The 24,921-nt window shown below is 44.8% G+C and carries 23 protein-coding genes; 15 read left to right on the plus strand and 8 right to left on the minus strand.

Annotated features, from left to right (window positions below; translation table 11 throughout):
• Window positions 1-119: 119 nt before the first annotated feature.
• Entirely contained in the window at window positions 120-1,400 is a 1,281-nt protein-coding gene (locus ACYVE4_RS02360) for a DUF349 domain-containing protein (RefSeq protein ID WP_460995303.1), read from the minus strand.
• Window positions 1,401-1,473: 73 nt separating this feature from the next.
• On the opposite strand from ACYVE4_RS02360, the gene ettA reads away from it, so the two are divergent.
• Window positions 1,474-3,141 (plus strand): energy-dependent translational throttle protein EttA, encoded by a 1,668-nt coding sequence (ettA, locus tag ACYVE4_RS02365; RefSeq protein WP_460995304.1) that lies wholly within the window; start codon window positions 1,474-1,476, stop codon window positions 3,139-3,141.
• Between the two features lie 225 nt (window positions 3,142-3,366).
• Here ettA and ACYVE4_RS02370 read toward each other — a convergent pair whose 3' ends face one another.
• Both ACYVE4_RS02370 and ACYVE4_RS02375 read right to left on the minus strand, forming a co-directional pair.
• A complete protein-coding gene (locus tag ACYVE4_RS02370) occupies window positions 3,367-3,858 on the minus strand; it encodes a DUF6265 family protein (protein ID WP_460995305.1) in 492 nt (163 codons plus the stop codon).
• A 60-nt stretch (window positions 3,859-3,918) separates the two neighbouring features.
• Entirely contained in the window at window positions 3,919-4,725 is an 807-nt protein-coding gene (locus ACYVE4_RS02375; protein WP_460995306.1) for a LytR/AlgR family response regulator transcription factor, read from the minus strand.
• A 462-nt stretch (window positions 4,726-5,187) separates the two neighbouring features.
• Here ACYVE4_RS02375 and ACYVE4_RS02380 point away from each other — a divergent pair, with 462 nt between their 5' ends.
• The 7 genes from ACYVE4_RS02380 (at window position 5,188) to ACYVE4_RS02410 (ending at window position 13,062) form a co-directional block, all read left to right on the plus strand.
• The gene (locus tag ACYVE4_RS02380; protein WP_460995307.1) at window positions 5,188-5,601 is read left to right on the plus strand and encodes a hypothetical protein; all 414 of its coding nucleotides are present in this window, start codon (window positions 5,188-5,190) and stop codon (window positions 5,599-5,601) included.
• A 170-nt stretch (window positions 5,602-5,771) separates the two neighbouring features.
• Window positions 5,772-6,752, plus strand: coding sequence for a c-type cytochrome (locus ACYVE4_RS02385; RefSeq protein ID WP_460995308.1), 981 nt, complete (start codon window positions 5,772-5,774; stop codon window positions 6,750-6,752).
• Between the two features lie 80 nt (window positions 6,753-6,832).
• Complete coding sequence (locus tag ACYVE4_RS02390) at window positions 6,833-7,384, plus strand: cupin domain-containing protein (protein ID WP_460995309.1); 552 nt, start codon at window positions 6,833-6,835, stop codon at window positions 7,382-7,384.
• Window positions 7,385-7,518: 134 nt separating this feature from the next.
• Window positions 7,519-9,048 (plus strand): right-handed parallel beta-helix repeat-containing protein, encoded by a 1,530-nt coding sequence (locus ACYVE4_RS02395; protein ID WP_460995310.1) that lies wholly within the window; start codon window positions 7,519-7,521, stop codon window positions 9,046-9,048.
• Window positions 9,049-9,187: 139 nt separating this feature from the next.
• The gene (locus ACYVE4_RS02400; RefSeq protein ID WP_460995311.1) at window positions 9,188-10,531 is read left to right on the plus strand and encodes a sensor histidine kinase; all 1,344 of its coding nucleotides are present in this window, start codon (window positions 9,188-9,190) and stop codon (window positions 10,529-10,531) included.
• A gap of 101 nt (window positions 10,532-10,632) precedes the next feature.
• Entirely contained in the window at window positions 10,633-11,781 is a 1,149-nt protein-coding gene (locus tag ACYVE4_RS02405; RefSeq protein WP_460995312.1) for an FAD-dependent monooxygenase, read from the plus strand.
• A gap of 183 nt (window positions 11,782-11,964) precedes the next feature.
• Window positions 11,965-13,062, plus strand: coding sequence for a sensor histidine kinase (locus tag ACYVE4_RS02410; protein ID WP_460995313.1), 1,098 nt, complete (start codon window positions 11,965-11,967; stop codon window positions 13,060-13,062).
• A 22-nt stretch (window positions 13,063-13,084) separates the two neighbouring features.
• On the opposite strand, the gene ACYVE4_RS02415 is transcribed toward ACYVE4_RS02410, so the two are convergent.
• On the minus strand, window positions 13,085-13,321 hold the full coding sequence (locus ACYVE4_RS02415; protein WP_460995314.1) for a hypothetical protein: 237 nt from the start codon (window positions 13,319-13,321) through the stop codon (window positions 13,085-13,087).
• 195 nt (window positions 13,322-13,516) lie between these two features.
• Between ACYVE4_RS02415 and ACYVE4_RS02420 the strand changes: the two genes are divergently transcribed.
• From ACYVE4_RS02420 to ACYVE4_RS02435, 4 genes are all read left to right on the plus strand, one after another.
• The gene (locus ACYVE4_RS02420; RefSeq protein ID WP_460995315.1) at window positions 13,517-14,425 is read left to right on the plus strand and encodes a DnaJ C-terminal domain-containing protein; all 909 of its coding nucleotides are present in this window, start codon (window positions 13,517-13,519) and stop codon (window positions 14,423-14,425) included.
• Between the two features lie 19 nt (window positions 14,426-14,444).
• Window positions 14,445-14,747 (plus strand): chaperone modulator CbpM, encoded by a 303-nt coding sequence (locus ACYVE4_RS02425; protein WP_460995316.1) that lies wholly within the window; start codon window positions 14,445-14,447, stop codon window positions 14,745-14,747.
• Between the two features lie 19 nt (window positions 14,748-14,766).
• The gene (locus tag ACYVE4_RS02430; protein ID WP_460995317.1) at window positions 14,767-15,237 is read left to right on the plus strand and encodes a hypothetical protein; all 471 of its coding nucleotides are present in this window, start codon (window positions 14,767-14,769) and stop codon (window positions 15,235-15,237) included.
• A gap of 118 nt (window positions 15,238-15,355) precedes the next feature.
• The gene (locus tag ACYVE4_RS02435) at window positions 15,356-16,420 is read left to right on the plus strand and encodes a DmpA family aminopeptidase (RefSeq protein WP_460995456.1); all 1,065 of its coding nucleotides are present in this window, start codon (window positions 15,356-15,358) and stop codon (window positions 16,418-16,420) included.
• Between the two features lie 13 nt (window positions 16,421-16,433).
• Here ACYVE4_RS02435 and ACYVE4_RS02440 read toward each other — a convergent pair whose 3' ends face one another.
• From ACYVE4_RS02440 to ACYVE4_RS02450, 3 genes are all read right to left on the minus strand, one after another.
• Complete coding sequence (locus ACYVE4_RS02440) at window positions 16,434-17,000, minus strand: hypothetical protein (protein ID WP_460995318.1); 567 nt, start codon at window positions 16,998-17,000, stop codon at window positions 16,434-16,436.
• A gap of 78 nt (window positions 17,001-17,078) precedes the next feature.
• Entirely contained in the window at window positions 17,079-19,142 is a 2,064-nt protein-coding gene (locus ACYVE4_RS02445) for an OPT family oligopeptide transporter (RefSeq protein ID WP_460995319.1), read from the minus strand.
• A gap of 68 nt (window positions 19,143-19,210) precedes the next feature.
• On the minus strand, window positions 19,211-19,864 hold the full coding sequence (locus tag ACYVE4_RS02450) for an AlbA family DNA-binding domain-containing protein (RefSeq protein WP_460995320.1): 654 nt from the start codon (window positions 19,862-19,864) through the stop codon (window positions 19,211-19,213).
• A gap of 177 nt (window positions 19,865-20,041) precedes the next feature.
• On the opposite strand from ACYVE4_RS02450, the gene ACYVE4_RS02455 reads away from it, so the two are divergent.
• Window positions 20,042-20,509: a sterol desaturase family protein gene (locus tag ACYVE4_RS02455; protein ID WP_460995321.1), complete on the plus strand. Its 468-nt coding sequence runs from the start codon at window positions 20,042-20,044 to the stop codon at window positions 20,507-20,509.
• Window positions 20,510-20,637: 128 nt separating this feature from the next.
• On the opposite strand, the gene ACYVE4_RS02460 is transcribed toward ACYVE4_RS02455, so the two are convergent.
• On the minus strand, window positions 20,638-20,859 hold the full coding sequence (locus ACYVE4_RS02460; RefSeq protein ID WP_009284883.1) for a DUF2795 domain-containing protein: 222 nt from the start codon (window positions 20,857-20,859) through the stop codon (window positions 20,638-20,640).
• A gap of 1,296 nt (window positions 20,860-22,155) precedes the next feature.
• Between ACYVE4_RS02460 and ACYVE4_RS02465 the strand changes: the two genes are divergently transcribed.
• Both ACYVE4_RS02465 and ACYVE4_RS02470 read left to right on the plus strand, forming a co-directional pair.
• Window positions 22,156-24,348: an alpha-galactosidase gene (locus ACYVE4_RS02465; protein ID WP_460995322.1), complete on the plus strand. Its 2,193-nt coding sequence runs from the start codon at window positions 22,156-22,158 to the stop codon at window positions 24,346-24,348.
• Window positions 24,349-24,474: 126 nt separating this feature from the next.
• Entirely contained in the window at window positions 24,475-24,798 is a 324-nt protein-coding gene (locus tag ACYVE4_RS02470) for a hypothetical protein (RefSeq protein WP_460995323.1), read from the plus strand.
• Window positions 24,799-24,921: the final 123 nt, after the last annotated feature.

A 24,921-nucleotide genomic window follows, 5' to 3' on the forward strand; every position in this document is an offset into this window, starting at 1 on the left:
CCGAACGGGAAAGCGGTGCCGAGAAGCCTCAGCACCGCTTTATCGTATCCGAATTGCTTTCACCCACTTATGGAATCAAAATTCGGGATGACTCATGTTTGTCAGCTATTATAGAAAAACTAATATCCTCCCGATGACTCCAATTGCTTCTGGAATTCACGCAGAATGGTTTCTTTCATCGCGATTTTGCGCTTCTGCGTATTGATTTTATTCAGAATCTGCTTGTCGGCATCGTTGTTTGGATCGAGACCTTCGGCGTCCTGTAGGGCAAATTGCAAATCATTTTTCTCACGCCGAACCAGATATTCCATCTCCCGAATTTTTGTCCGTATCTGCTCCGCCTGACTTTTTAATTCAAAAGCAGGGTACTTACGGGTTAACACCCGACCAAGATAGCTCAACTCGAAAATTTTGTCGCAGGCAGATCGGAAACGCTCGTTCAGGTTTTTGTCCTGTAGCTTGAACGGTACCCGGATTTCTTTCCAGCTATTCAGTAGTACTTTAGCCCGTTCAGCAGCCGCGAAAATGTCAGATTGCCTCGACAGTTTTTCGGCTTCATCGACCATTTTCATTTGAGCCTCGATTCGCGGATCAATTTTCGGTACGATGACAATGCCTTTCGCGTCGTTGTACTTCGTGTAGAACATGGTGGTGGCTTTCTTAAACTGCTTATACAGTTTGCCACTTTTTTTGATAGGCACCTCGCCAACCGCTTTCCAGGCATTATTCAGCCGTCGAACTTCCTGGAAAGCTGCATCCAGATCGCCGAGTCGATTCGCACGGAAAGCCAGTCGAATCAATTCGTCGTATTTGTCCAGACGCTCCTGAATAACTTTGTTCTGTTCATTGAAGAACTCGCGCCGACGCTGGAAGAAACCGTCTAACAACTCCTGAAAACGACCTTCAACTTCCGCTTCAACAGATTTGTCGACAGGACCCGTTTTGATCCATTTTGTCTTGATTTCCTGCAAAGCATCCGCTACTGGGCGCCAGTCGTTACTATCGACAATGGCTTCCGCTTCGGCAATCAAGGCTCGCTTGATGTCGTAATTTTTGCGTTGATTGACCGTAATTAAATCGGCCAACAAATTTTCCTGCGTTTCCAGCCTATCAAGTAAGGGCGGGAAATCGCCAAGTGCGTCGAAACCGAGAAGTTTCTTGCGGAGTTGAACCAATTTCGTCAGATACGAACCTTTGTTTTGAGCTTCCTCAATGTCCTTTTCTAACTGGCTGACTTTGTTCTCAGCAATAATGAAGCGATTTTTAAAATAATCGAGCGCTTCCTGCTCGGTGCGTTTGACTTCGCCAATCTGGCGGTCTTCGTAATTCAGGTAGCCTTTTAAAAATACCTTTCCGTCTTTGACGTAACCGTATTCATCTACCAGTGAAGCGTTTTCCATTCTATGCTTGGTTAAGGCTGCGCTGTGGGTTAAATTTGAGGATTATTACCAACCACAAATCTATCAGAAATTAATGAGTCAGGAAACCATAATTTTCTCTATGGCTGGCGTGAGTAAAAATATTCCGCCTAACCGACAAATCCTAAAGAACATTTACCTTTCCTTTTTTTATGGTGCAAAAATTGGCGTATTAGGCTTAAATGGTTCTGGAAAATCAACCTTACTACGCATCATTGCAGGTACAGACAAAAATTATACCGGAGAAGTAGTTTTCTCTCCAGGATATTCTGTCGGCATGCTGGAACAGGAACCAAAGTTCGAGCCTGGCAAGACCGTTCGTGAGGTTGTAGAGGAAGGAGTACAAGAGGTAGTAAATCTACTCAAAGAATTTGACGAGATTAATGAAGCGTTTGGTGATCCCGATGCGGATTTTGATAAACTCATCAATCGTCAGGGAGAAGTTCAGGAAAAACTCGATCATTATAACGCCTGGGAGCTTGATCAGAAGCTCGAACGGGCTATGGACGCTCTGCGCTGCCCACCTTCTGATGCGCTGATTGATAATCTATCAGGAGGGGAAAAACGCCGGGTTGCTTTGTGTCGGTTGTTGCTTCAACAGCCTGATGTACTGCTGCTTGATGAGCCAACCAACCACCTTGATGCTGAGTCCGTTCTTTGGCTGGAGGAACACCTTCGTCAATACACCGGCACAGTTATTGCCGTAACGCACGATCGCTATTTTCTGGATAACGTCGCTGGCTGGATTCTTGAATTGGATCGGGGAGAGGGTATTCCCTGGAAAGGAAATTACTCATCGTGGTTAGAGCAGAAGCAGAATCGACTAGCTAAAGAAGAAAAAACGGAATCAAAGCGTCAGAAAACCCTTCAACGCGAGCTAGAATGGGTGAAGATGGCTCCTAAAGCGCGTCAGGCAAAATCGAAAGCACGTTTAGGCGCTTACGAAAAACTCCTGAATGAAGACGCGAAGCAGCGCGACGAAAAACTCGAAATCTTCATCCCAGCCGGTCCTAGACTAGGTGCAAAAGTGATTGAAGCCGAGGAGGTTGCTAAAGCCTTCGGTGATCGACTTCTGTTTGAACATTTGGGTTTTCGATTGCCACAGGGCGGTATCGTTGGTATTATCGGGCCGAACGGTGCTGGGAAAACAACACTATTTAAGCTAATTACCGGACGCGATAAACCCGATTCGGGAACGTTCGATGTGGGTGATACGGTAAAAATCGCCTACGTCGATCAGGAACATGATGGGCTTGACCCGAATAAAACCGTGTTTGAAACGATTTCGGGCGGAAATGAGTGGATTATGATGGGCGGGAAACAATCGAACGCCCGCGCGTACGTAAGCCGATTTAATTTCGCCGGAGCGGATCAGGAAAAGAAAATTGGTACGCTATCAGGTGGAGAGCGCAACCGAGTTCACTTAGCCATGACGCTCAAAGAAGGCGCCAACCTGCTATTGCTTGATGAGCCGACCAACGATCTGGATGTGAATACGTTACGGGCGTTGGAAGAAGGTTTGGAAAACTTTGCCGGTTGTGCCGTAATCATCAGTCACGATCGCTGGTTTTTAGACAGGATTGCCACACATATTCTGGCTTTTGAAGGCGATTCGCAGGTATACTGGTTTGAAGGGAATTTCTCTGAATATGAAGAAAACCGGCGCAAACGCTTGGGAAGCGACGCAACACCGACTCGGATTAAGTATAAAAAACTTGGTTGATACTGCTTTAATTTGCGCTAAATCTCCCGTGTCTGTGCGGCCGGCGTCCCGGTCCTCACAGACGCCCTTCCGAATGGTGAATGTTGCTGACGCACAGGTATCTGTGAGGACACAGACACGGGAATTGGTTCAATAAAAGATTAAATTGAAAGACCACAAGTGTATAAATAAAAAGATAGGGCTTGGTTAGACCAAGCCCTATCTTTTTAACTGAGTAGATGTACTTTATTTCTTGACCCGATTAAACACAAATAAATCGGCAAATTTCCAGTCTCCCCCGTTGGGTTGGCCGCGTTGGATAACAAGTTGGTCGGGTGATTTTTTTTCGTAAATAATTCGGATTGAGCCGTCTTCTTTTTCAAACAAAGCCCGATTAGTACTGGCTTCAATAAATTTATAGCGATCGGATTTATCTTTTTCTTCCTGTCCAATCAGACCGGGTTTGAAATGTTTTACCAGTACGATTGGCCCTTGCTCAGTTTGTTCAAAGATCAACATTTCGTACATCGTAACTTTGTTGTCTTTCATCATCCGCATAAAACCCGTGAGGTTATCGCCAACGGGAGCAATCCAGGCGGCTTCAATTGGCCCTCCGTTAAACGTTCCAAGCCAACGGCCTTCCATAAAGGCGACATCAGCAAGCGACCCCGTTTTTTTCGTTTGGGCTTGAGCGGTAAAGGCTATTAGTAGACAGAATAGGAAATAGAGTTTTTTCATGAGAATGTAGGTATATGGGTAGGAGAAGTGCGTATCTACTAAAAATCTACCCAATGCCCTCTATTTTCCCATCCATTTTTTAAAGTCTGTAGCTCGCTCGCGGCTTACCAATACTTCTTCTTCTGTGGCCGGTTTGAGCGTGAGTTTCAGTTTGTTGTTGAAATACGGGTGAATCTGCTGTACGGTGTTGATATGTACAATAAACTGTCGATTGGCTCGGAAGAACAGCGACGGATCGAGCATATTTTCCAGCTCGTCGAGCGGATAATCGAGCGAAAATTTCTGATTGGTAGTCGTCCGAAATAAACTAACGCCCTCTTCGGAGTAGAAATAAGCAATGTCACTTACTTCAACGGGCACCCATTGTTGTAAGTGTTTGACCAGAAAACGACGCCGATAATCGCTGGGCTGAATTTGCTGGCGAAGTTGCTGAACCAATGCATCAATATCGACCGTACCTAAACCTTTCGTCTCCGTTGGTTCACTGTTCTCGCCAACTTTAGTTCGCCGGTATTTTGCCAGACTCGCTTCCAGCTCATGCCGTTTGATGGGTTTTAGTAAATAGTCGATACTGTTGACTTTGAAGGCTTTAAGCGCGTACTCATCGTACGATGTGGTGAAAATAACAGGCGCGCTAACGGTTGTTTGCTCGAATATTTCGAAGCTTTGTCCATCAGCAAGTTCGATATCCATCAAAATCAGGTCGGGGGCCAGCGCTTGTCCGGGGCCATGCGCATTGAGCCAGGCTACCGAAGCGCGAACACTGGGTTCTGTCCCAACGATCTGAATGGTCGGGTCTACGTCCTGCAATAATTTGGTCAGCTTGCGAACGGCTAATTCCTCGTCTTCGATCAGCAGTACGTTCATTGTTGAAACAGATTAAAAAATGATTGCGTGTTAAGAAATGTAGTCAAAAATAATCACTCTTGTACGTTTTGATTCGCATCGACTCCCCAAAGGGGATAGCGATCCGAAGCCAAAATAATGAGTACGCTGAAAAACTCTCAAGTCAAACATTGACTAACCCCGCAAATTGCCGTACGAAACGGTACGAATGAGGGATGAATCGTCATGACTATGAATGCGCTGAGTCACCTATTTATAGATACTCCGCTACAATATATGACCCCGATAAGGGCAAACTATATTAAATGTATAAGCATTTTACCAAAAGGTCTGGAAATCAGTTGACTCTGCATTTCCTACAGTTCACTCCCGTTTTTTGATGTTTCGTATAGTAGTCTGTTTACCAGACTTTTGCACTCAATTACTTTTGCAGTGTTCTTTTTTAACCGCTACGGCGCAAACAACAAATAACTCTTGAAAGTCATGAAAACAATTGCCAAAACACTCATTGCTGCTTTGATGCTAAGCACCTCTACGTTTGCATCGCACATGCCTCATTTGCCCAAGTTGGGCGTATCGGCAGGCCCTACGGCTATTACGGATTCGTACAAAGTTGCTATCTATCCATCGGGTTCAGCGACGTCTAAATTAAACGTAATCGTTGAGCGTCAGCCTGGCCAAACGATGGAAGTTTTGCTGAAAGATTCGGAAGGCTCTTTGCTGGCTACCAAATATATTGGCAAAAAGGAAGGAAACGTCCATATAAAATTTGATCTGGCTGAATTAATCGACGGTACCTACAGCATTGAAGTCGTATCAGGGACCGATAAAACAGTTCACGTTATGACGCTGTTAACCAAGGCCATACAACCAGCTCGCACAGTTTCGTTGAAGTAGTTTTTGTTTTAGGTTTACCCTCCTCGAGAAGGCCGCTTCATAGCGGCCTTTTTTCATTCCATCCCTTAAGAATGTCGTTTCAGCCAATACTAGGCTGGTTTACAGAGGAATGTACTGCAGTTTTGTCCTGGTTCCTGACGATCCACTTCCTCTTTTTAACAACAAATACTATGAAAAAAGCCCTCAAGATTACCGGCCTTTTAGTAGGCGGTATCGTCCTGCTAATAGCCGGCTTCTGCGCGTATGTCGCCGTCGCCGATGTTCCAACTTACAATCCACCAGCAATTCCTAAAATTACGGTGGAGCGCACACCTGCCCGGGTAGCCCGTGGCGAAGTGATTGCCCAGATTCAGTGTATGTCGTGTCATGCCGATAAAGACAATCGGTTGACAGGTAAGTATTTAGGTGAAGTGCCCGCCATATTTGGTAAACTTTATTCCAAAAATATCACGCAGGATAAAGAAAAGGGTATTGGCAAGTGGACAGATGGTGAGTTGATGCATTTTCTACGAACGGGCGTTCGGCACGATGGCTCTTATGCACCTGTCATGCCACAGTATCCGAATATGGCTGATGAAGATTTGAAGTCGGTTATTGCCTGGCTTCGTTCGGATCGCTTCCCTGTGCAACCTACATCGAAGGAAGCTCCAGCTTCTGAACTAAGTTTTGTTTCGAAGCTATTAACGCATACGTTGATGAAGCCGCTGCCGTATCCAGAAAAGGCTATTGCTTTTCCTGATACAGCCGATCAGGTTGCGCTGGGTAAATACACGGCTGATGCGATTGGTGATTGCTTTGCCTGCCACTCGGGCGATCTGATCGATCAGGATAAAATTCACCCGGAGAAAACAAAAGGCTACTATGGTGGTGGTATTGAAATGACGGGTGAAGGCGGTAAAAAAGTGGTTACAGCCAATTTGACCTTTGACGAACAAACGGGAATTGCCAAAACATACACCAAAGAGCAATTTATCCGGGCTGTAAAAGCGGGTGTGCGACCCGATGGCTCTATTCTTAAATACCCAATGGAGCCTAAGATGGTTTTATCAGACCGGGAAGTTGGGGCTATTTATGAATACCTCAAAACCGTTCCTAAAATCCACAATAATATTGCCCAAAAGAACGCCGAATTACAACTAGCTGAGAAGTAAACCATTCACAGATAACCTGTTACGGCGTATGATTTGTGCTGGTACAAATCATACGCCGTAATGCATTCATACAATCGATCATGGCTTTTTCTAACAAAATCATAACGAGTCCCCAAACAGGTCAGCAAATTCGGTTTCTTAAGACTACGCGCGATACAAGCGGTCAGATGCTGGAAATGGAGTCAACATATCTGACCCATAGTACCGAGCCTGTGGCGCATTATCATCCGTATCAAGACGAATATTTCACGGTTATTTCTGGTGAATTAACCGTGAAACTCAAGGGGCAAGTGCATATGCTCCGATCCGGCGATACATTACACATTCCACCCAACTTGGTGCATTCGATGTGGAATGCGTCTGAGGCTGAAACGGTTGTAAACTGGCAGGTGAAACCAGCTTTGGAAACGGAATACCTACTTGAAACTACTTTTGGTTTAGCCAGCGATGGTAAAAGTGATTCAACCGGAAAACCGTCCATTCTGCAAGCCGCCTTACTGATGCGTCACTTTGCTGATGTTTTTCGGTTGGCGAAACCTCCTAAAGCCGTTCAGCAAGTCGTTTTTGGGCTTTTATCGCCAATTGCCTACCTATTAGGTTATCGGGCAACATATAAGAAATACCTGGATTGAGGTAAGAAAGCTGCCACTTACGTCAGTTCATCCGCTACTTATTCCGTTTCATCCCTTTCCTTATTTCAGGCCGTAGCTGGCGCGAATACTTTTGAACCAGTTAAACAACAAATACCGCCAAAGCGGCCTCTTTTATGAAACCAATAACCTACTTTGCCCTAGTCTTGCCGGTGCGCAGGGCTATCACCCCAACACTCGTTGCGGTAAGAATAATCATGACTTTCCTGATGGCGAGTCTTTTTTTGCTGACAAGCTGTAAAAAAGAAACAGAGATTGATCCTTCAGGTTCTCTATCAGCCAACGCTGGCCCCGACCAATCCGTGCAGGTTGGTCAACAAGTTACGCTCGACGGATCCGCTTCAAAAGACAGCCAGGGTAAACCACTATCGTATCAATGGACAATTGTACGTAAGCCCGCTAAAAGTACCGTTACGTTATCTGATCCAACCTCGTTCAAGCCAACCTTCAAACCCGACGAAGTAGGCGAATATGAACTGGAATTGGCTGTTACCAGCACTAATGGCAAAAGCACCGACAAAGTAATAATTGCAGCTTCGGTAGCCGAACCACTAGCAATCAATGCCAATATCACCGTGAAAACGACGCTGATTGACCGAGTCGCAAATCCTGATCTGCCTGACTACATCGTTACCAAAGGCATCGACGTGAATAACGAATTGACAATCAATCCCGGTGTAGTCATTGCGTTTGAGCGCGATGTTCGGATGAACGTTAACGACGGTGGTGGTTTGATTATCGCTAAAGGTACGGCCGAGAATAAAATCAAATTTGTTGGTGTACAAAAAACCAAAGGCTATTGGGTAGGTATTGCGCTCTATTCGGGTAGTAACGCCAATACGCTGGAATACGTTGAGGTAATGCACGCTGGAAGCCGCCCTATCTTCAGTACAACCAAAGCTGCGCTGTTTCTGTCGGGTGGAAGCCGTGCCCAGATTGCCCTGAAAAACTGTCTGTTCTCGCAAAATGATAGCTATGGCGTATACGTATATGATGGTGGTATTCTTCGGGAGTTTTCGCAGAACACCTTTACCAATCATACCGAAGCGGGTATTCTGCTGGATGGCGAAAACGTAGCTAAACTGGACCCGGCTTCGGTATTCACCGGAAATAACGGCCGCAACGTGGTTGAGGTAACGGCGTCGAATATTAAAGGAACTGGCGAAATCATCTGGACAGGGTTTACGGATAAAACCCCGTACCGATTGAATGGCGAATTTACGGTCGACGCAGGCTGGAAACTGAATCCTGGCGTAACCGTCGAACTAAATCGCGATGGGGTTATACGGATTAACACAGCAGGATACATCATTGCCAAAGGGACAACTACGAGCAAGGTTGTGTTTACGGGGGCTGAGCGTACAGCGGCTTATTGGAGAGGCATTATCTGCTACTCACAGGATGCTAAAAATGCCCTGGAAAATGCTGAGGTGAGTAATGCCGGCAGCAATGTAATCGTATCGGGTAAGAAAGCAAACATTGCGATCTACGGCACCAAAGCAGCTATGTCGATCAAAAATACGCGGATTACGGGTAGCGGTGGATACGGTGTGTTTGTTGCCTATGGTGCATCGGCCAATACAGATATCACAACGGCTAACACCTTCGATTCGAATTCTCAGACGAATGTGTTCCTAGAAAAATAGATCAATCGATTCGGATCATTTGGCTTCGCTGTCTTTCAACGTCATTAATAGGCTGATTACCAGAATGACCTTGAAAGACAGCGAAGTCAAATGGTTATGACTGGCGATCGATCCTACACTCCGTAACCACGAAACCTGTATGACCTTTCAGATTTGGGGGGCGGTTTTCACCGGCATGGTCCTGTCTATTATGCTGCTCAATGTGGTGCAATGGACAACCTATCGGGACCGTAGCTACGGCTTCTATACCCTATACATGCTGGCCTGGCTTTTCTATTTTGGCTTACGGGTCTACGCATTTCGGGATTGGTTTTCGCAGGAAACGAACTTCTTCGTGCGGGCTATTGCGCCTATGGGAGCCTACTATGTTTATTTCGACTTTATCGATGCTATTCTGGATTTACGTCGGCGATTACCTCGTTTTTATCGGCATCTACAGTATGTCAAAGTAGGTATTTTAGGCTACGTTGGTGTGCATGCTATGCTTTGTTACGTACCATCGATGTGGAATCCGATGCTCTACGAAACCACCTTTGTAGCCATGCGGCTGGCTATGGCTGTATTGGGCGTTTATGGTATTCAACAGATGTTATCCTTAAGCGATGCAGTATCGCGCCTTTTTGCCATCGGGACATGGTTTCTGCTGGTAGGTGGACTAACATCTATGTTCCTGTCAACCATTCGGCCGGACGAAGATTGGTCTGGTCCATTCTGGCAGGTATCATTAACGTATATGCAGGTGGGTATAATTGCCGAACTTATTTGTTTTACTATGGGGCTGAGCTATCGGCAACGGCGGGCAGCAATTCGAAATGCAGTGGTTGAACAGGAACTCGCACATGAGCGAGAAAAACACCACCGCGATCAACTGGAAGCCGAACTCGTGATGCAGCGGTTGGAACAGGAAAAAACAGAAGTGCATATTCGGGCGTTACAAGCTCAGGTAAATCCGCATTTTCTGTTCAATAGTCTGAACTCACTAAGTGCACTCATCGAGGACGATACGCAAAAAGCCGGTGTTTTTCTGGACGAACTCAGTTCCGTCTATCGATATATGTTGCGCGCTAATGATCAGATTCTGATTTCGTTAGCCGCTGAATTGGCCTTTATCCGATCGTATTGTCATTTGTTGCAAACCCGACATGGGAAGGCATTGCGTGTTGAATGCGATGTCGCTCATTCCTTTATGAATCGTCAGCTACCTCCGCTTACGCTACAGATGCTGGTCGAGAATGCAGTGAAACATAATATGATTTTGGCCGACTATCCGCTAACGATTGCTATTACAACCAATGAACAGGCGCAACTTCAGGTTCGAAATAATGTGCAGCGGAAAACAGTACGAGTGGCATCGAATGGAGTCGGCTTAACCAATATTTGGTCGAAATACCAAATTCTTAATCAGCCGGTTCCAACTATATATGAAGATAAGGGTCTATTTGTAGTGACGCTGCCATTACTCGATAAAGACTGTAAAGTATAAACTCCTGGTTTTATGAGTTAGATGACTGACCTTTTATCACACAGTTTGATTAACTCACTACTGAATAGACTAGATTGCCTGAGCAGTAACAACAAGAACGTATGAAACAAAGCCCATCATTTGCTATCATAGGAGGAGGTATCGCAGGCCTAACGACCGCGATTGCCCTGAAACGACAAAATATACAAGCCACCGTTTTTGAGGCCGCTCCCATTATTCAGCCATTAGGCGCTGGACTATCGCTAGCGGCTAATGCTATGCAGGCTTTTCGCCGATTGGGAATTGCGGATGAAGTAATTCGGGCAGGGCGTCAGCTCGATGCGCTTAACATTCTGGACGAACAGGGCGACGTAATTACCCGGACTGATAGCCGGGCACTTAGTCAACGGTATAGCATCAATAATTTTACGATTCACCGGGCCGAATTACATAAAGTATTGTTGGCGCAACTTCCACCAGACAGCATTAAACTCGGCAAACGCACGATTCATATTATCCAAAAAAACGATGGGATTACGGTTTATTTCGACGACGGAACGAGCCATAAAACCGATTATCTGTTGGTAGCTGATGGTATTCGTTCGCCGATTCGTCAGCAGTTGATACCCGGTTCCATGCCGCGCTATGCCGGATATACCTGTTGGCGAGGGGTCATAAATCTTCCCGGTAACAAGCTACACGAAGCTACCGAAACCTGGGGTAAACAAGGCCGGGTAGGTATTGTACCATTGGCGAACGATCAGATATACTGGTTTGCCTGCGTCAATGCGCCCGCGAAGTCGGAGGCAATGCGCCAGATGACGAGCCAGCAATTGGCTGATCGCTTTGCTCATTATCATGATCCTATTCCATCAATAGTCGCCAATACACCAACGGAAGATTTGCTCTGGAACGATATAATCGATTTGAAGCCGTTATCTAGCTATGTGTTCGGGCGGGCTATTTTGCTAGGTGATGCGGCTCATGCTACAACGCCAAATATGGGCCAGGGAGCTTGCCAGGCTATTGAAGATGCGGTTATTCTAGCCGATGAGCTGGCGAGAAATACATCACCAGAAGCTGCGTTTGCTGCGTTCGATCATCGTAGACTCCAGCGTACGCATTACATTACAAATACATCGTGGCGAATCGGTCAGTTGGCTCAGACGACGAGCCCTATTCTCTCATTCCTTCGCAATGGCCTATTTCGTAGTCTACCCGCAAGTTTGAATCAGCGGCAATTAGCGACTTTATATCAGGTTGATTTTTAGGGGCTCTGTATACAGAATTAAACAGAAGGCGATAAGAGTGAGGGAATAGTTATCCTTTACTTTTATCGCTTTTTATGTCTGGTTTACTCAAGTTGTAAAAGGTTGGTAAACTGGCACAGGGATGTTTGTTTTTTCATCTTAAAACTTACACTATATTTACTGAAAACGCCGAACCGCTTTGCTTTGGATACGATAAAGGACAGATGGCTGCGGATCATTGGTATTTCATTGCTGCTGGCGCTCACCATTCTGGGCAATGGTTTTCTGGATCAGCCGCTTACCGGAAAAATCCTAATCCGAATACTAATTAGTTTTGTTTCTATTACCGCCACCTGGCATGCAATCCGGGCGCTGGTCTTTTATTTCCGACGGAAGTATTATTCGAAACGAGACATCGTAAAAAGGCTACTATTGACGTTCGTGACCGGAAGTATCGTTACAACGATAAGTATCTGGATTTCCGGCGCTGTTCGATACTGGTTCACCTACGGCACACTGGCTAATTTCCGATCGTCGGGCCAGACCGCCAGTATCACATTGAACAAAATGACGCTTTCCCTCAATGTCTACGGGTTCGATTTTTTGCAGGCGACCTTTAATTTCCTCTTCTTCCAGGCTATTTACGAAATCCTGTTTTTCGCCCGCGATTCAGCACTATATCAAAAGCGACTCCGGCTTTCGGAACAGGAACAGGAGAAACTACGAACTGCCAATCTACAAAGTCAGCTGGATGCGCTTAAACAACAGGTAAATCCACATTTTCTATTCAACAGTCTGAACGTATTGGACTCACTCATAGAAGATGATCCAAAACAGGCGCGGGTATTTCTGGAAGAATTAAGTACCGTTTACCGCTATCTGCTTCGCGCCAACGACCAGCATCTGACAGATCTGGGTACCGAACTGGATTTTATTCATTCCTACTATCACTTGCTCAAAACACGTCACGGATCGGGGTTGATTATGAACGTTGATATCGACCATCGCTTCCAAACCTACCGAATACCACCCCTGACGCTCCAACTCCTGGTTGAAAACGCCGTAAAGCACAATATTGTGTTACCCGATCAACCGTTAAACATCGATATCCTGACTGATAATCAATCTCGTTTGCAGGTTCGGAACAATATCCAGCGAAAAACGGTACGAGTGGCTTCTAACGGAGTTGGGTTAACCAATATTCTGGCAAAGTACCAGATGCTCAATCAGCCTAAACCCATTATTCGGGAAAACGAAGGGCAGTTTGTGGTAACGATACCCCTCATCGGAAAAGACAATTAGCCAGATAAAGCATAGGAGCCAATTAACGAACAGAATCTCTACGGCTTATTTCAGCTTGAATGTTCTTCAGGATTTTTGAATATCTGGAACCAATAAACACAGCAAAAAGTAGCAAACCAACAGTAAAGATAAATTTCCCGCTATGGGTAGCTGACCAAATCGCAAAGCCAACGAAACAGCCTATTAACAAAGCAATTGTAACTGTAGTGGCTTTTGATTTCATTTTTATCTCTTCTGACACTAATTCGTCAAGTGTCATTGTAGAGTAGTCTTTACTGAAAAGCATATGCGTGGTTACGTTAAGAGGTACAAGTATAAAAGTAGTAGGAAAATAGTGCAATTCCGTTCAGCAACACGGATGCAGAACTAAGTACATGAACTATATCCCCACAACCTTCCCTCGCGATTTTGTGTTTATAGGGGTGAAAATTAGCTAATTGATTCCCACCCAACCATGGACTTTATCGATTATTACAGCGTTCTGGGCGTACCGAAAACAGCATCGGACGACGATATAAAGAAAGCCTATCGCAAACTGGCTCGTAAACACCATCCGGATCTAAATCCGAACGATGCCGAGGCTAACAAAAAATTTCAGCAAATCAACGAAGCCAACGAAGTATTGAGCGATCCTGAAAAGCGAAAGAAATACGATCAATACGGCAAAGATTGGCAACACGCCGAACAATTTGAACAAGCCCGGCAGCAACAACAGCAATATCGACAGTCGTACGCGCAGGGTGATAATGGTGATTACGATTTTTCGGATGGTTTTGGTGGGGCAGGTTTCTCTGATTTCTTCTCGTCGCTATTTGGGCAGGAAGGTCGTGCGCGAGGTGGTCGCCAAAGCCAGTTCCGAGGGCAGGATTATCAGGCCGATCTCCAGCTTACCCTACAGGATGCTTATACGACCCATAAGCAAACGATGACCGTCAATGGAAAGAGTATTCGGATTACGGTACAAGCGGGGATCGAAAATGGGCAGAAAATCAAACTGGCGGGTTATGGCGCACCGGGTGTAAATGGCGGTCCTAACGGAGATCTTTATATCACCTTTGTCATTGCCGAGGATAGTCGCTATAGACGCAAAGGCAACGATTTGTATGTGGATGAAGAAATCGACCTCTATACGGCCTTATTGGGTGGAGAGCGTGTAGTTGAGACAATGGGCGGAAAAGTTAAACTAACGGTAAAACCCGAAACGCAGAACGGAACCAAAGTTCGGTTGAAAGGAAAGGGCTTTCCGATTTACAGGCAGGAAGGCTCATTTGGCGATCTCTACATTACATGGCAAGTGAAACTCCCGACCAATCTGACCGATCAGCAAAAAGAATTAGTACGTCAACTATCGACACTCTCATAATGCCCTAAACCGATCTTTTATGCAGACCCAGCACTTAATTTCCGTTCGCGAATTCTGTACGTACCATCATATAGAAATCACGTTTGTTGAAACATTAGCCGATAATGGACTAATTGAGACAACAGTAGTAGAACAAGCGATTTATGTTCAGCCAGAACAACTGAATCAGCTAGAAAAATACGTTCGTCTACATCAGGACCTGGCGATTCATGTAGAAGATATAGACATCGTTAGTGATCTACTGGATCGTTTGGAAAACCTTCAGCAGGAGCTAAGACAAGCGCAGAATCGGCTGATTTTTTACGAATCACGGGGTAATTGACCCGCAAAAACGAACCTGAATGATACGTATTCCACTTTTTCTAATCGGACTGTTCTTCATAGTAGTCAGTTGTAGTCAACGTTCTGAAAAAACAGAAACAACAGCCGCCGGCGACACAACTATTGCAGAAACAATAGAAACAACTGATCACCCAGATACGCTGTGTTTTCTACAGGTTACCGGCCGTGATTCGACTAAGTTGACATTAATAACCAATGACTCAGTAGTTATTGGCGAATTGGCAGTGCTTCCATTTGAAAAAGATCGGGCGCGGGGACTAATTCAGGGCAGGCAAAAAGGAACTCAAATTATTGCTGACTGGCAACGATCGGGCGAAGGCGTTACGCAGTCGTATGAAGTGGTTTTTACGCTCAAAGGAGATGCCATTACCTGGCGCGAAGGCGAACGGATCGAGAAACAGGGTAAGTGGGTTTTGGCAAATCCAGATAAGGGTTACGAATATGTACTGACGAAGACGGCTTGTCAGTAACCGTATTTCCGGCTACCTTACGGCGAAATAATATGTCAAAACTGACCATGGAATGACATTATCTGTCCGTCTTTATTTATACACTGCCACACTATTTTTCCTGGCTACCTTCACGATAATGGCTCAATCACCGAAACGTCCACGGTCGTACGGAATTAAGTTTGGTGTAATGTCTACCGGTCCGCTCAATGCGATTACGGATGTTCCTGGCGTTCGGGTGGGGCAGGTTACGTTGAAAGAAGGCCAGACTATTCGTACGGGGGTTACGGCAATTTTGCCACACGATGGAAATCAGTTTCAGCAGAAGAGTCCGGCGGCTATTTACATTGGCAATGGTTTCGGAAAGTTGACCGGCATTAGTCAGGTTGAAGAACTTGGTACGCTTGAAACGCCTATCGTGCTGACCAATACGCTCAGCGTTCCGACCGCTGCCGATGCAGTAATTGACTATACATTGAGTCAGCCCGGTAATGAACAGGTTCGTTCAGTAAATGCGGTTGTCGGTGAAACCAACGACGGTTTTCTGAATGATATACGCGGACGATATGTAAAAAAGCAACACGTATTGGATGCGCTTCAGCAAGCTAAAAGCGGGCCTGTCGAAGAAGGGAATGTGGGTGCTGGTACCGGAACGGTTTGTTTTGGTTTTAAAGGCGGAATCGGTACCTCGTCGCGCAAATTACCGGCGTCGCTGGGCGGTTATACCGTTGGCGTATTGGTACAAACCAATTTCGGTGGTGTACTGCAAATTGCTGGCGTACCTATTGGCGTAGCGTTAGGCAAATACTCATTTAAAGAAAACCTTGACGGTTCGTGTATGATGGTCGTGCTGACTGACGCACCACTAGATGCGCGTAATTTGAAACGATTAGCGAAACGCGCATTCATGGGCCTCGCTCAAACGGGTGGCATTGCTTCAAATGGTAGTGGCGATTACGTAATCGCCGTTTCGACTGCTTACCGTATTCCGCACGAAACGACCAACCCATTCGACGAGGTGAAAGTATTGCGAAACGATAACGTATCGCCCTTATTTTTGGCCGCGATTGAAGCAACCGAAGAGGCCATTATCAATTCACTCTTTGCTGCCCAAACGCTCACTGGTGATCAGGGACATACCATTGAGCAGCTGCCTATAGACAAAGTAGTTGATTTGCTAAAGAAGGCCGGGCAGGCAAAGTAATTAAAGCGTTTTACTAAGCCTGCTCCAGCCGGGTGCGTTGTCTAGCAACAGCTAAGCGCACTAGCCCATAAAGCACTAGTCCTACGACAACCGCAAAACTTGCCCATTTCAGATTCGTAAGTATAGAACAAAGAGAGGCAATACCTTCCGACAATTGCGGATAGCTTTTGAGTAGATAAACAATGCTGATATTTTCCAGCAGGTCAAATCCCCAAACAGCCAAAGGAAGTATATTGACCAATTGAAACGGAGTAAACGTCCGATTTCGAAATAGTAATGAAAGGATAATACAGAACAGAAACGTATAGATCAGCGGATAGGCAATATCGTCGGTCAGTTCTCCTGTTGCATAAAGGGCTCGGGCATCGGGACCATAATCCCCTACCATCTGGATGATTTTAGCAGGTTTATAACCAACTAATAAATCAATTGGGCCGATTTCCTTTCCAGCCAATGCATTCATTTCTGCTTCCAGGTTTTTGAATACATATGCTGGAAATGGAATATAGAGAACAAGAGCCAGCAAAAGCGTTTTCCAGGACGCAATCCGGTAAAAGAAAGCCGATAAAGTAGTCAACATAACAAGTAGTGTAGTTAAAAGAGGATTAGCTCAGTAAAGGGCTAACTAACAACTACTTACTCATTAACGAATGCCATGCTACTGCCGTCTGCTTTCCGCTATGCGCCATAAAATACTGGCAAGAGCTACGAAGAATAAAGCTCCTAATAATTCATAACCTCCTTCGCCTAAAGCTCCTGCTAGCGCAGGTTCAAGCGTCAGCGACGCTAAGCCATTATAGATAGATTCATTGACGGATAATAAAGCTACAGCGACGCCAGCTAATGCACCACCCGCTACCAAACCTGTTGCAAATAAATTGCCTTTCCCTAGATCTGCATCTTCTTCGACAATTCCTTTCCGCTTGGCATTCCAATCGACAATTGATTTGACGAGGCCACCGGTAAAAATGGGAAGGGTAGTTGATAAAGGGAGATACAGTCCTACAGCAAACGCCAGAGCGCTAACTCCGCATAATTCAAATACCAATGCCGTAAAAGCACCAACCAGTACAAACTGCCAATCGAGGTTGAACGAGAGCAAACCTTTAATCAGCGTAGCCATTAATGTTCCCTGCGGAGCTGGAAATTTGTCGGAGCCGATTGCGTGGGTGATTCCCTGCGCCAGTAAATCAGGAGTAGGGGTGTCCAGAATTTTTACGGTTGCGCCAACGACCAACGATGAGACGATAACGCCAACAAATAAGGCCATCTGTTGGTATTTTGGCGTAGCACCGACCAGATATCCTGTTTTAAGATCTTGTGAGGTTCCACCCGCGTTGGCAGCCGCTACACAGATCATACTTCCTACCACCAGTACGGCAGGCTCATACACTTTTCCCGTCAGACCAAATCCAATAAAAACCAGCGACGTGCCCATAATGGTGGCAATCGTCATACCTGACACAGGTGATGAACTTGACCCGATCAGGCCCACAATCCGGCTGGCAACGGTTACGAAAAAGAAGCCAAAGACAATGACCAGTATCGCAATCAGTAACTTCGTTACAATCGAATCGCCGGGAATTTGAGGGAGAACGACCATTAAGGCCGCTAAGGCAATACTGCCGATGATAACGATACGAACACTTAAATCCTGTTCCGTCCGAGGTGTCCGGTTCCCATGACTTAGCGCTTCTTCTTTTTCGATAGCAGAAATCGAAGATCGGCTAAAGCTTTGCTTGAAAGACGATACAATCGTTGGGATGGTCTTAATCAAGGTCATAAAACCACCGGCTGTAACGGCCCCTGCACCGATTTGACGAATATACGCCCGATAAATCGCTACAGCGGTATCATTGAACGTATGCGTCGTTGGATTCCACCCGCCGGGTCCACCGGCCGTTTGTAGATTATCTAGATAGCCAAGTTTTTGCAGTTGAAGCGCAATCGTATCGCCGGGTACGACGGAGGCCAGTAGAGGAATCAAACCTAGCCAGGCGAGAATGCCACCGCCGACCAATACTGCTGAAATACGGAAGCCAATAATGTAGCCTACCCCTAAATATTCCGGCGTAATCTCACCCGCTATTTGAGCTGATGGAAAATACCGATTTGCTTGTTTCGTTGCCCAGACGGGAACTTCGGCAACCACGTGTAAGACTTTCTGTAAAAAAGCGTAGAGTAATGCTACGCCCAAACCCTGATACGCTGTTTTAGCAAAATCGCCCCCTTTTTCACCAGCAATTAATACTGATGCGCAGGCCGTGCCTTCCGGATAGGGTAGTGTGCCGTGTTCCTGTACAATCAATGACCGGCGGAGGGGAATCATCATCAGCGTACCAATGAGTCCGCCCAGAATAGCTAAGGTTAGAATCGTCCAGTAATTGAAAAAATCAGCTCCGCTTCCGTTTGTCAGAAACAGAAATCCGGGCATTGTAAAGACCACGCCAGAAGCAATACTTTCCCCTGCCGAACCTGTCGTTTGAATGATGTTGTTTTCGAGGATAGTCGTGTTGAGAAACTTCCGCCCCAGTGAAATTGCCAATACGGCTATCGGTATAGAAGCCGATACGGATAGCCCCGCTTTAAGCGACAGATAAACCGTTGCTGCTCCGAATAATACCCCGAATACCGCTCCGGTAATAACGGCTTTGAGGGTAAATTCGGCGGGAGATTCAGCAGCAGGAACGAAGGGTTTATGAGCGGGGGAATTTTTGGCCATAGTCTTATAATTTGTGACGCATCGTATGAACGCATCACAAAGTAAGCAATTCCCCCGATTTTACTGCTTTATTGCAATACCCGCGTGGTGTACCGATCGACAATGTCGCTGGGATGAATCTCCAGCACATTGGCTAATACGAGTAGCACCAGCGTTCGGGAGGCAATTCGGCGAGAAATTCCGGCTATCGAGGCAAACAAATCGACCGTGATGCTATTATGCTCGCCCAAGTGCTGCATTAGCATCCGCTCTTTGTCGCCATAGCTAAACCGGATATTCCGTTCGGCTTGTTCGCCTTTTAGGATTTCCCGAACTTCGCGACTGGCCTGCACCGACTTATCGCCTACGCGAACGTAAGCCTTCTTGTCGTCAGGATTGGCCGGGTCCGGAATGATGTAGTGGGGGCGAGTGGGGCTGCGGGGAACCCGGATCACGAGAACTTCGCGTTCGTCGTAGAGTTGTACTCGCTCGATCGTGTAGGAAATGCGCGGAAAACAATACTTGTTAATAGCCCGGACAAGCAGATATTCGTCCTCGTCGGCATATTTCAGTCCCGGAATGGATTTGTCGTCACCGACGCCGATGAGCATGATTCCGCCGTTTGTATTAGCGAAGGCTACCACGCCCCGGATGATTTTCTCGGGATGATTTGTTTTCAGCTTGAACTCTAAATTGCTACCCTCTCCCCGTTTGACCAGGTTCTTGAGTGCTTGATAGTCCATAACCGATGGGTTCAGCTGGTTGAGCACTGACTTGGGATAAAGATACGGCTTTTGCGAATACTTGCAAGTGTTCAGCCATAATCTCTATTTTTCGTGAAAAACTGATTGACACTAGGTCAACTTTTCGACGGAACAAACCGTTACTTAGTTAACTCCGTACGCTATAATAACATAAAAATGCTGGTAAACGTTGCGTTGGTTTTAGGGACTTTCTTATTTATGGAAGGGGTTGCGTGGTTTACGCATAAGTACGTGATGCATGGTTTTTTATGGAGCTGGCATCATGATCATCACAATCACCATACAGGTTTTTTTGAAGTGAATGACCTGTTTGCGGTCGTATTCAGTCTGACGGCTATCGGACTAATTTTTACAGGGGTGACGTATCCAGAATGGGAGTTTTTAGCCTGGATAGGTGCAGGTGTTACCCTTTATGGTATCTTCTATTTTATCTTCCACGACATTATTGTACACCGACGTGTAAAATGGAAAATTGATACCAGCGGGCGGTACATGCAGCGGATTATGCGAGCGCATTACATCCACCATAAAGTGCATACAAAAGAAGGCGCTGAAGCGTTCGGCTTTCTCTATGCGCCGAAAAAATATGATCGACCCGTAAAAGGGAAAAAAGCGTCTGCGTAAAAGTTTTTGTCATGCTAAGGAACCAAGCATCTTAACGTGTTCCTTAGCATGACAAAAAATGGTCATAAAAAAAGCGTAATCCTGATCAAATGGATTACGCTTTTTTTATGTGGAATCAGCAAGAAGACTCAGTATTCGTCTTCATTGAAGAAGAAGTCGTCTTTGGTTGGATAGTCTGGCCAGATTTCTTCGATGCTTTCGTAAGGCTGACCATCATCTTCCAGTTCCTGTAAGTTTTCAACTACTTCAAGGGGGGCACCAGAACGAATTGAATAATCAATCAATTCATCTTTGGTGGCAGGCCAGGGGGCATCTTCCAGATAGGATGCCAGTTCGAGAGTCCAGTACATAGTGTGATTCGTATTTTATGGCTGTTTTTTTCAATAAGGGTGCAAAAGTAAAAAAACCGTTAATATCCAAGCTATTTTACGTAAAAATGTTATTTGACGTTGCGTAACTAGGATGTAGGCCATTAACGCGAATATATTTTTTTTGTTTCAGCTTATGGGTACAATTCTTACATACAAAGAAACTTTCATAAAAGCGTAGAGAATTAACTTTGTGCATGGTTCTCTTAACCAGAGAGTTAAATTGGGTACGTTGAATCATAAACTAACAATACAACATTTCAGAGATCACAATTAATAACTATAAAGCCCTATCAAATAATGACAGGGCCTTTTAGTGCTATACAGCTCCTATGGGTTAGACAGTACACTTAAGACCTTGAAAGGTATTCAGAAGTCACAAAAAACGCTGTCTCTAAAAGAAACAGCGTTTATTAATCTAACCCATAAGAGCTTGCAGGTTGAGTAAACCTGCAATCGTTGAAGTTTTATGCAAAAACTGCACCAGATGGTAACATATTCATTTTGCATGGCTGATTGTCATGAGTGTGTGCCAAAAAGACCGATACAATTTAAATCGCTATTTTGCTGATCTTAGCTATGGTGAATCATGAAAAAATCCAATATTGTTTGGACTGTCAACATGCCATATTTATGTGAAAATCTGAGAGCTGATAGAACTGAAAAATCACAATTCAACAGATTATTTTATATTGAATATTTTCCTACGATCGCTAAACTTTACTTTAGAAATCAATAACTAACTCGATCTAAAACCGGAATTCCAAAACTACTTTTTTGGGTCATTTTTTACCTTATATTTTCTTCTCTACCTAGAGAAGGTGTTAAAATATAATTGGTTCGTAGTGGTATTAGGCTATAAATTAAATCGTTAACTCTATTGACTCTTGCTGCCCATTTTAATGATCGATATAATGACTTACATTTAGGTTACCATTCACCGTAAAGTACTTAATAATGATTAGTAAAAGAAGCCCGTTTATACCTGGGCCATGGACACTTGTGTTTATTATAGCAGGATCTTTGTTTTATCTATTTTTAAGCTGGCTTTATAGCTCAATAAATAGCTCGTAACGCTTAATTACTCGCACTATCAAATTTTCTCGATTAATACGAATTAAAGGGCTTCTCTCTGCACTTATTAACTGCTAAAGCCTGTGGATTTCGGCCTACAGGCTTTAGCAGTTAGTTAGCGAGCGGCTTACTATTATTTATATACGCTATTAGGCAAAAGCTGTAGATTGCTACCAATTCTCGATCCCGTACTAGTTTGTTGCCATGAAAAAAATTTTCCTGTTAATTACTGCTCTCTGCTTGATGGGCCTGCGTAGTTACGCCCAAACGACAATTCCGATTGAAACGGCCAATTTTGCGATCGTACTTCAGGCCGATAAAAATAATTATCTCACCACGGTTTATTGCGGGAAAAAACTAGCCCAGACAACTGATTATAAAGACATCGTCAGCGTTTCCAAATTCTCGGATGATAACAGCGGTATTTACAACAATGCGTATACGCCAGCGGGTACCTGGAATTTTTCCGAACCCGCTATTCAGGTTACCCATGCGGATGGAAATATGTCCTTGGATTTAAAATACCAAACGCACCAGATCGTCAAATCTGATGCCAATACAACACTGACTACCATTCAGTTAGCTGATCCAGTTTATAAATTAACCGTCAACTTATTTTATAAAGTTTGGCCAACGCAAAATGTAATTGAACAATGGGCTGAAATTACGAATCAGGAAAAAGGCCCGATTGTCTTACAGAAATACGCTTCGGCGAATTTATTTTTTCCCGGTAAAGATTTTTATCTGACCACGTTTCAGGGACAGTACCTGAAAGAGATGCAGCCACAGCAAGAAAAATTGTTGCAGGGGTTGCGCTCGATTGATTCAAAATTAGGCACGCGGGCAATGCTGTTGGGTTCACCTAATTTCATGGTTTCGTTTGGTCAACCCGCTCAGGAAAATAGCGGAACAGTTTTGCTAGGGCAGCTGGCCTGGAGTGGTAATTATAAACTTGATTTCGAAGTAGATTCTTATAAAAATCTTCGGTTGGTAGCTGGAATTAATCCATATGCATCGGCCTATACATTAGCCGCCGGAAAATCATTTAAAACGCCCGCTTTGCTTTATACCTTGTCGGATAATGGAACTGGTCAGGCGAGTCGACAATTGCATAGCTGGGCTCGAAAATACCGCGTGCTCGATGGCGAAGGTGACCGACTCACGCTGCTGAACAACTGGGAAGCAACGTATTTTGACTTCGACGAAACAAAACTGTCGGGATTAATTACCGATACCAAGAAATTAGGCGCTGACATGTTTCTGCTCGACGATGGCTGGTTCGGCAATAAATACCCGCGTAACGACGATCACGCGGGTCTGGGTGATTGGCAGGAGAACGTCAAGAAATTACCGCATGGACTTGGGTATCTGGTCAAAGAAGCGAAGAATACAGGCGTAAAATTCGGCGTCTGGATTGAGCCGGAAATGGTAAATCCGAAAAGTGAATTATATGAAAAGCACCTCGATTGGGTGATTCGTCAGCCGGAGCGTCCGGAGAAATATTATCGGAATCAGTTGGTGCTTGACTTATCGAATCCGCAGGTACAGGATTTTGTATTTGGTGTTGTCGATGGATTATTTACCAAAAATCCAGAACTGGCGTTTCTTAAGTGGGATTGTAATGCTGTGATTTACAATGCCTATTCGGCCTGGCTAAATAAGAGCAAAATCCCGCAATCGCATCTATATGTCGAGTATGTACATGGGTTATACAACGTACTCCAGCGCATCCGGGCTAAATACCCCAAAGTGCCGATGATGCTGTGTTCGGGTGGAGGTGGCCGTGGTGATTATGAGATGCTAAAATACTTCACCGAGTTCTGGCCGAGTGATGATACGGAGCCCGTCGAACGGATTTTTATGCAGTGGGATTACTCCTATTTCTTCCCATCTATTACCACCGATTGCCACGTAACGGACTGGGGGAAACAGCCGATTAAATTCCGAGTCGATGTTGCTAGTATGGGTAAACTTGGGTTCGATATTGTCGTTAGCCATTTAAACCAAAACGATTTGGCATTTTGCCAGCAGGCGCTAAAAAACTACGACGGCTTTAAAAGTATCGTTTGGCATGGTGACCAGTATCGTCTGGCAAGTCCGTACGAAAATCCGTATGCGTCAATAGCTTACGTCAGTGAGGATAAGTCAAGCGCGGTGATGTTTACGTACCTGCATTCCAATCGCGTACAGGCCGGTACAGATCGGCCGATTCGGTTAGTTGGTCTGGACCCTACTAAGAATTATCGGGTTAGCGAAACCAATCTCTATCCAGGAAGAAAATCGACGCTGGAAGATGGAAAAGTTTACAGCGGCTCCTTTCTGATGAATGTAGGTATTAACCCCGATGTCAATGCTCGTCGAGCCAGCGTTGTCTTGCAGATTACAAAAGCTGACTAGCCGTTTAGATGTATTTAAGCCGTTTCCGTTGACTTGTATTTTCTTGAACAAGTTTTATGCGAGAGGGTAATAACTAAAGTTTATTGTCAATTTCATAACTGCATTTTCTCCAAAATTTTTATAATCGTGAAAACGAATCCAATTGAAAATCAGGTGTTGTATGGACTCGATTCGATTGATGAAAAATTGACTGTTGAAGTGAGTTTGAAAAAGCTTTTACTTATATATAAGACAGTGGAAGAATTGATAAGCTTCTTTCATCAACCTGATCATTACAATAATGTTGGTGATCTGAAACAGTATTTAGGCAATAAAGAAACTGGCATGTATTTATTGCTAAGCAGAATATATTACGAGGAATTTGATAAAATCTTACCTCAAAATATTAAAGATATTATTGAAGGGGATGACTTTCATAGCCCCATACTACAATATTATAAATCCAAATGAAGCTGGCTAATTATATAAGAAGTCTTGAACTAAAACTATATGCCTGGACTAGCAATTATATGTAATCTCAATTTACTGCAACGGCGGACCATACTTATTATAGCCCGCCGTTTTGTATGAAAA

It is taken from the genome of Spirosoma harenae, assembly GCF_054776975.1.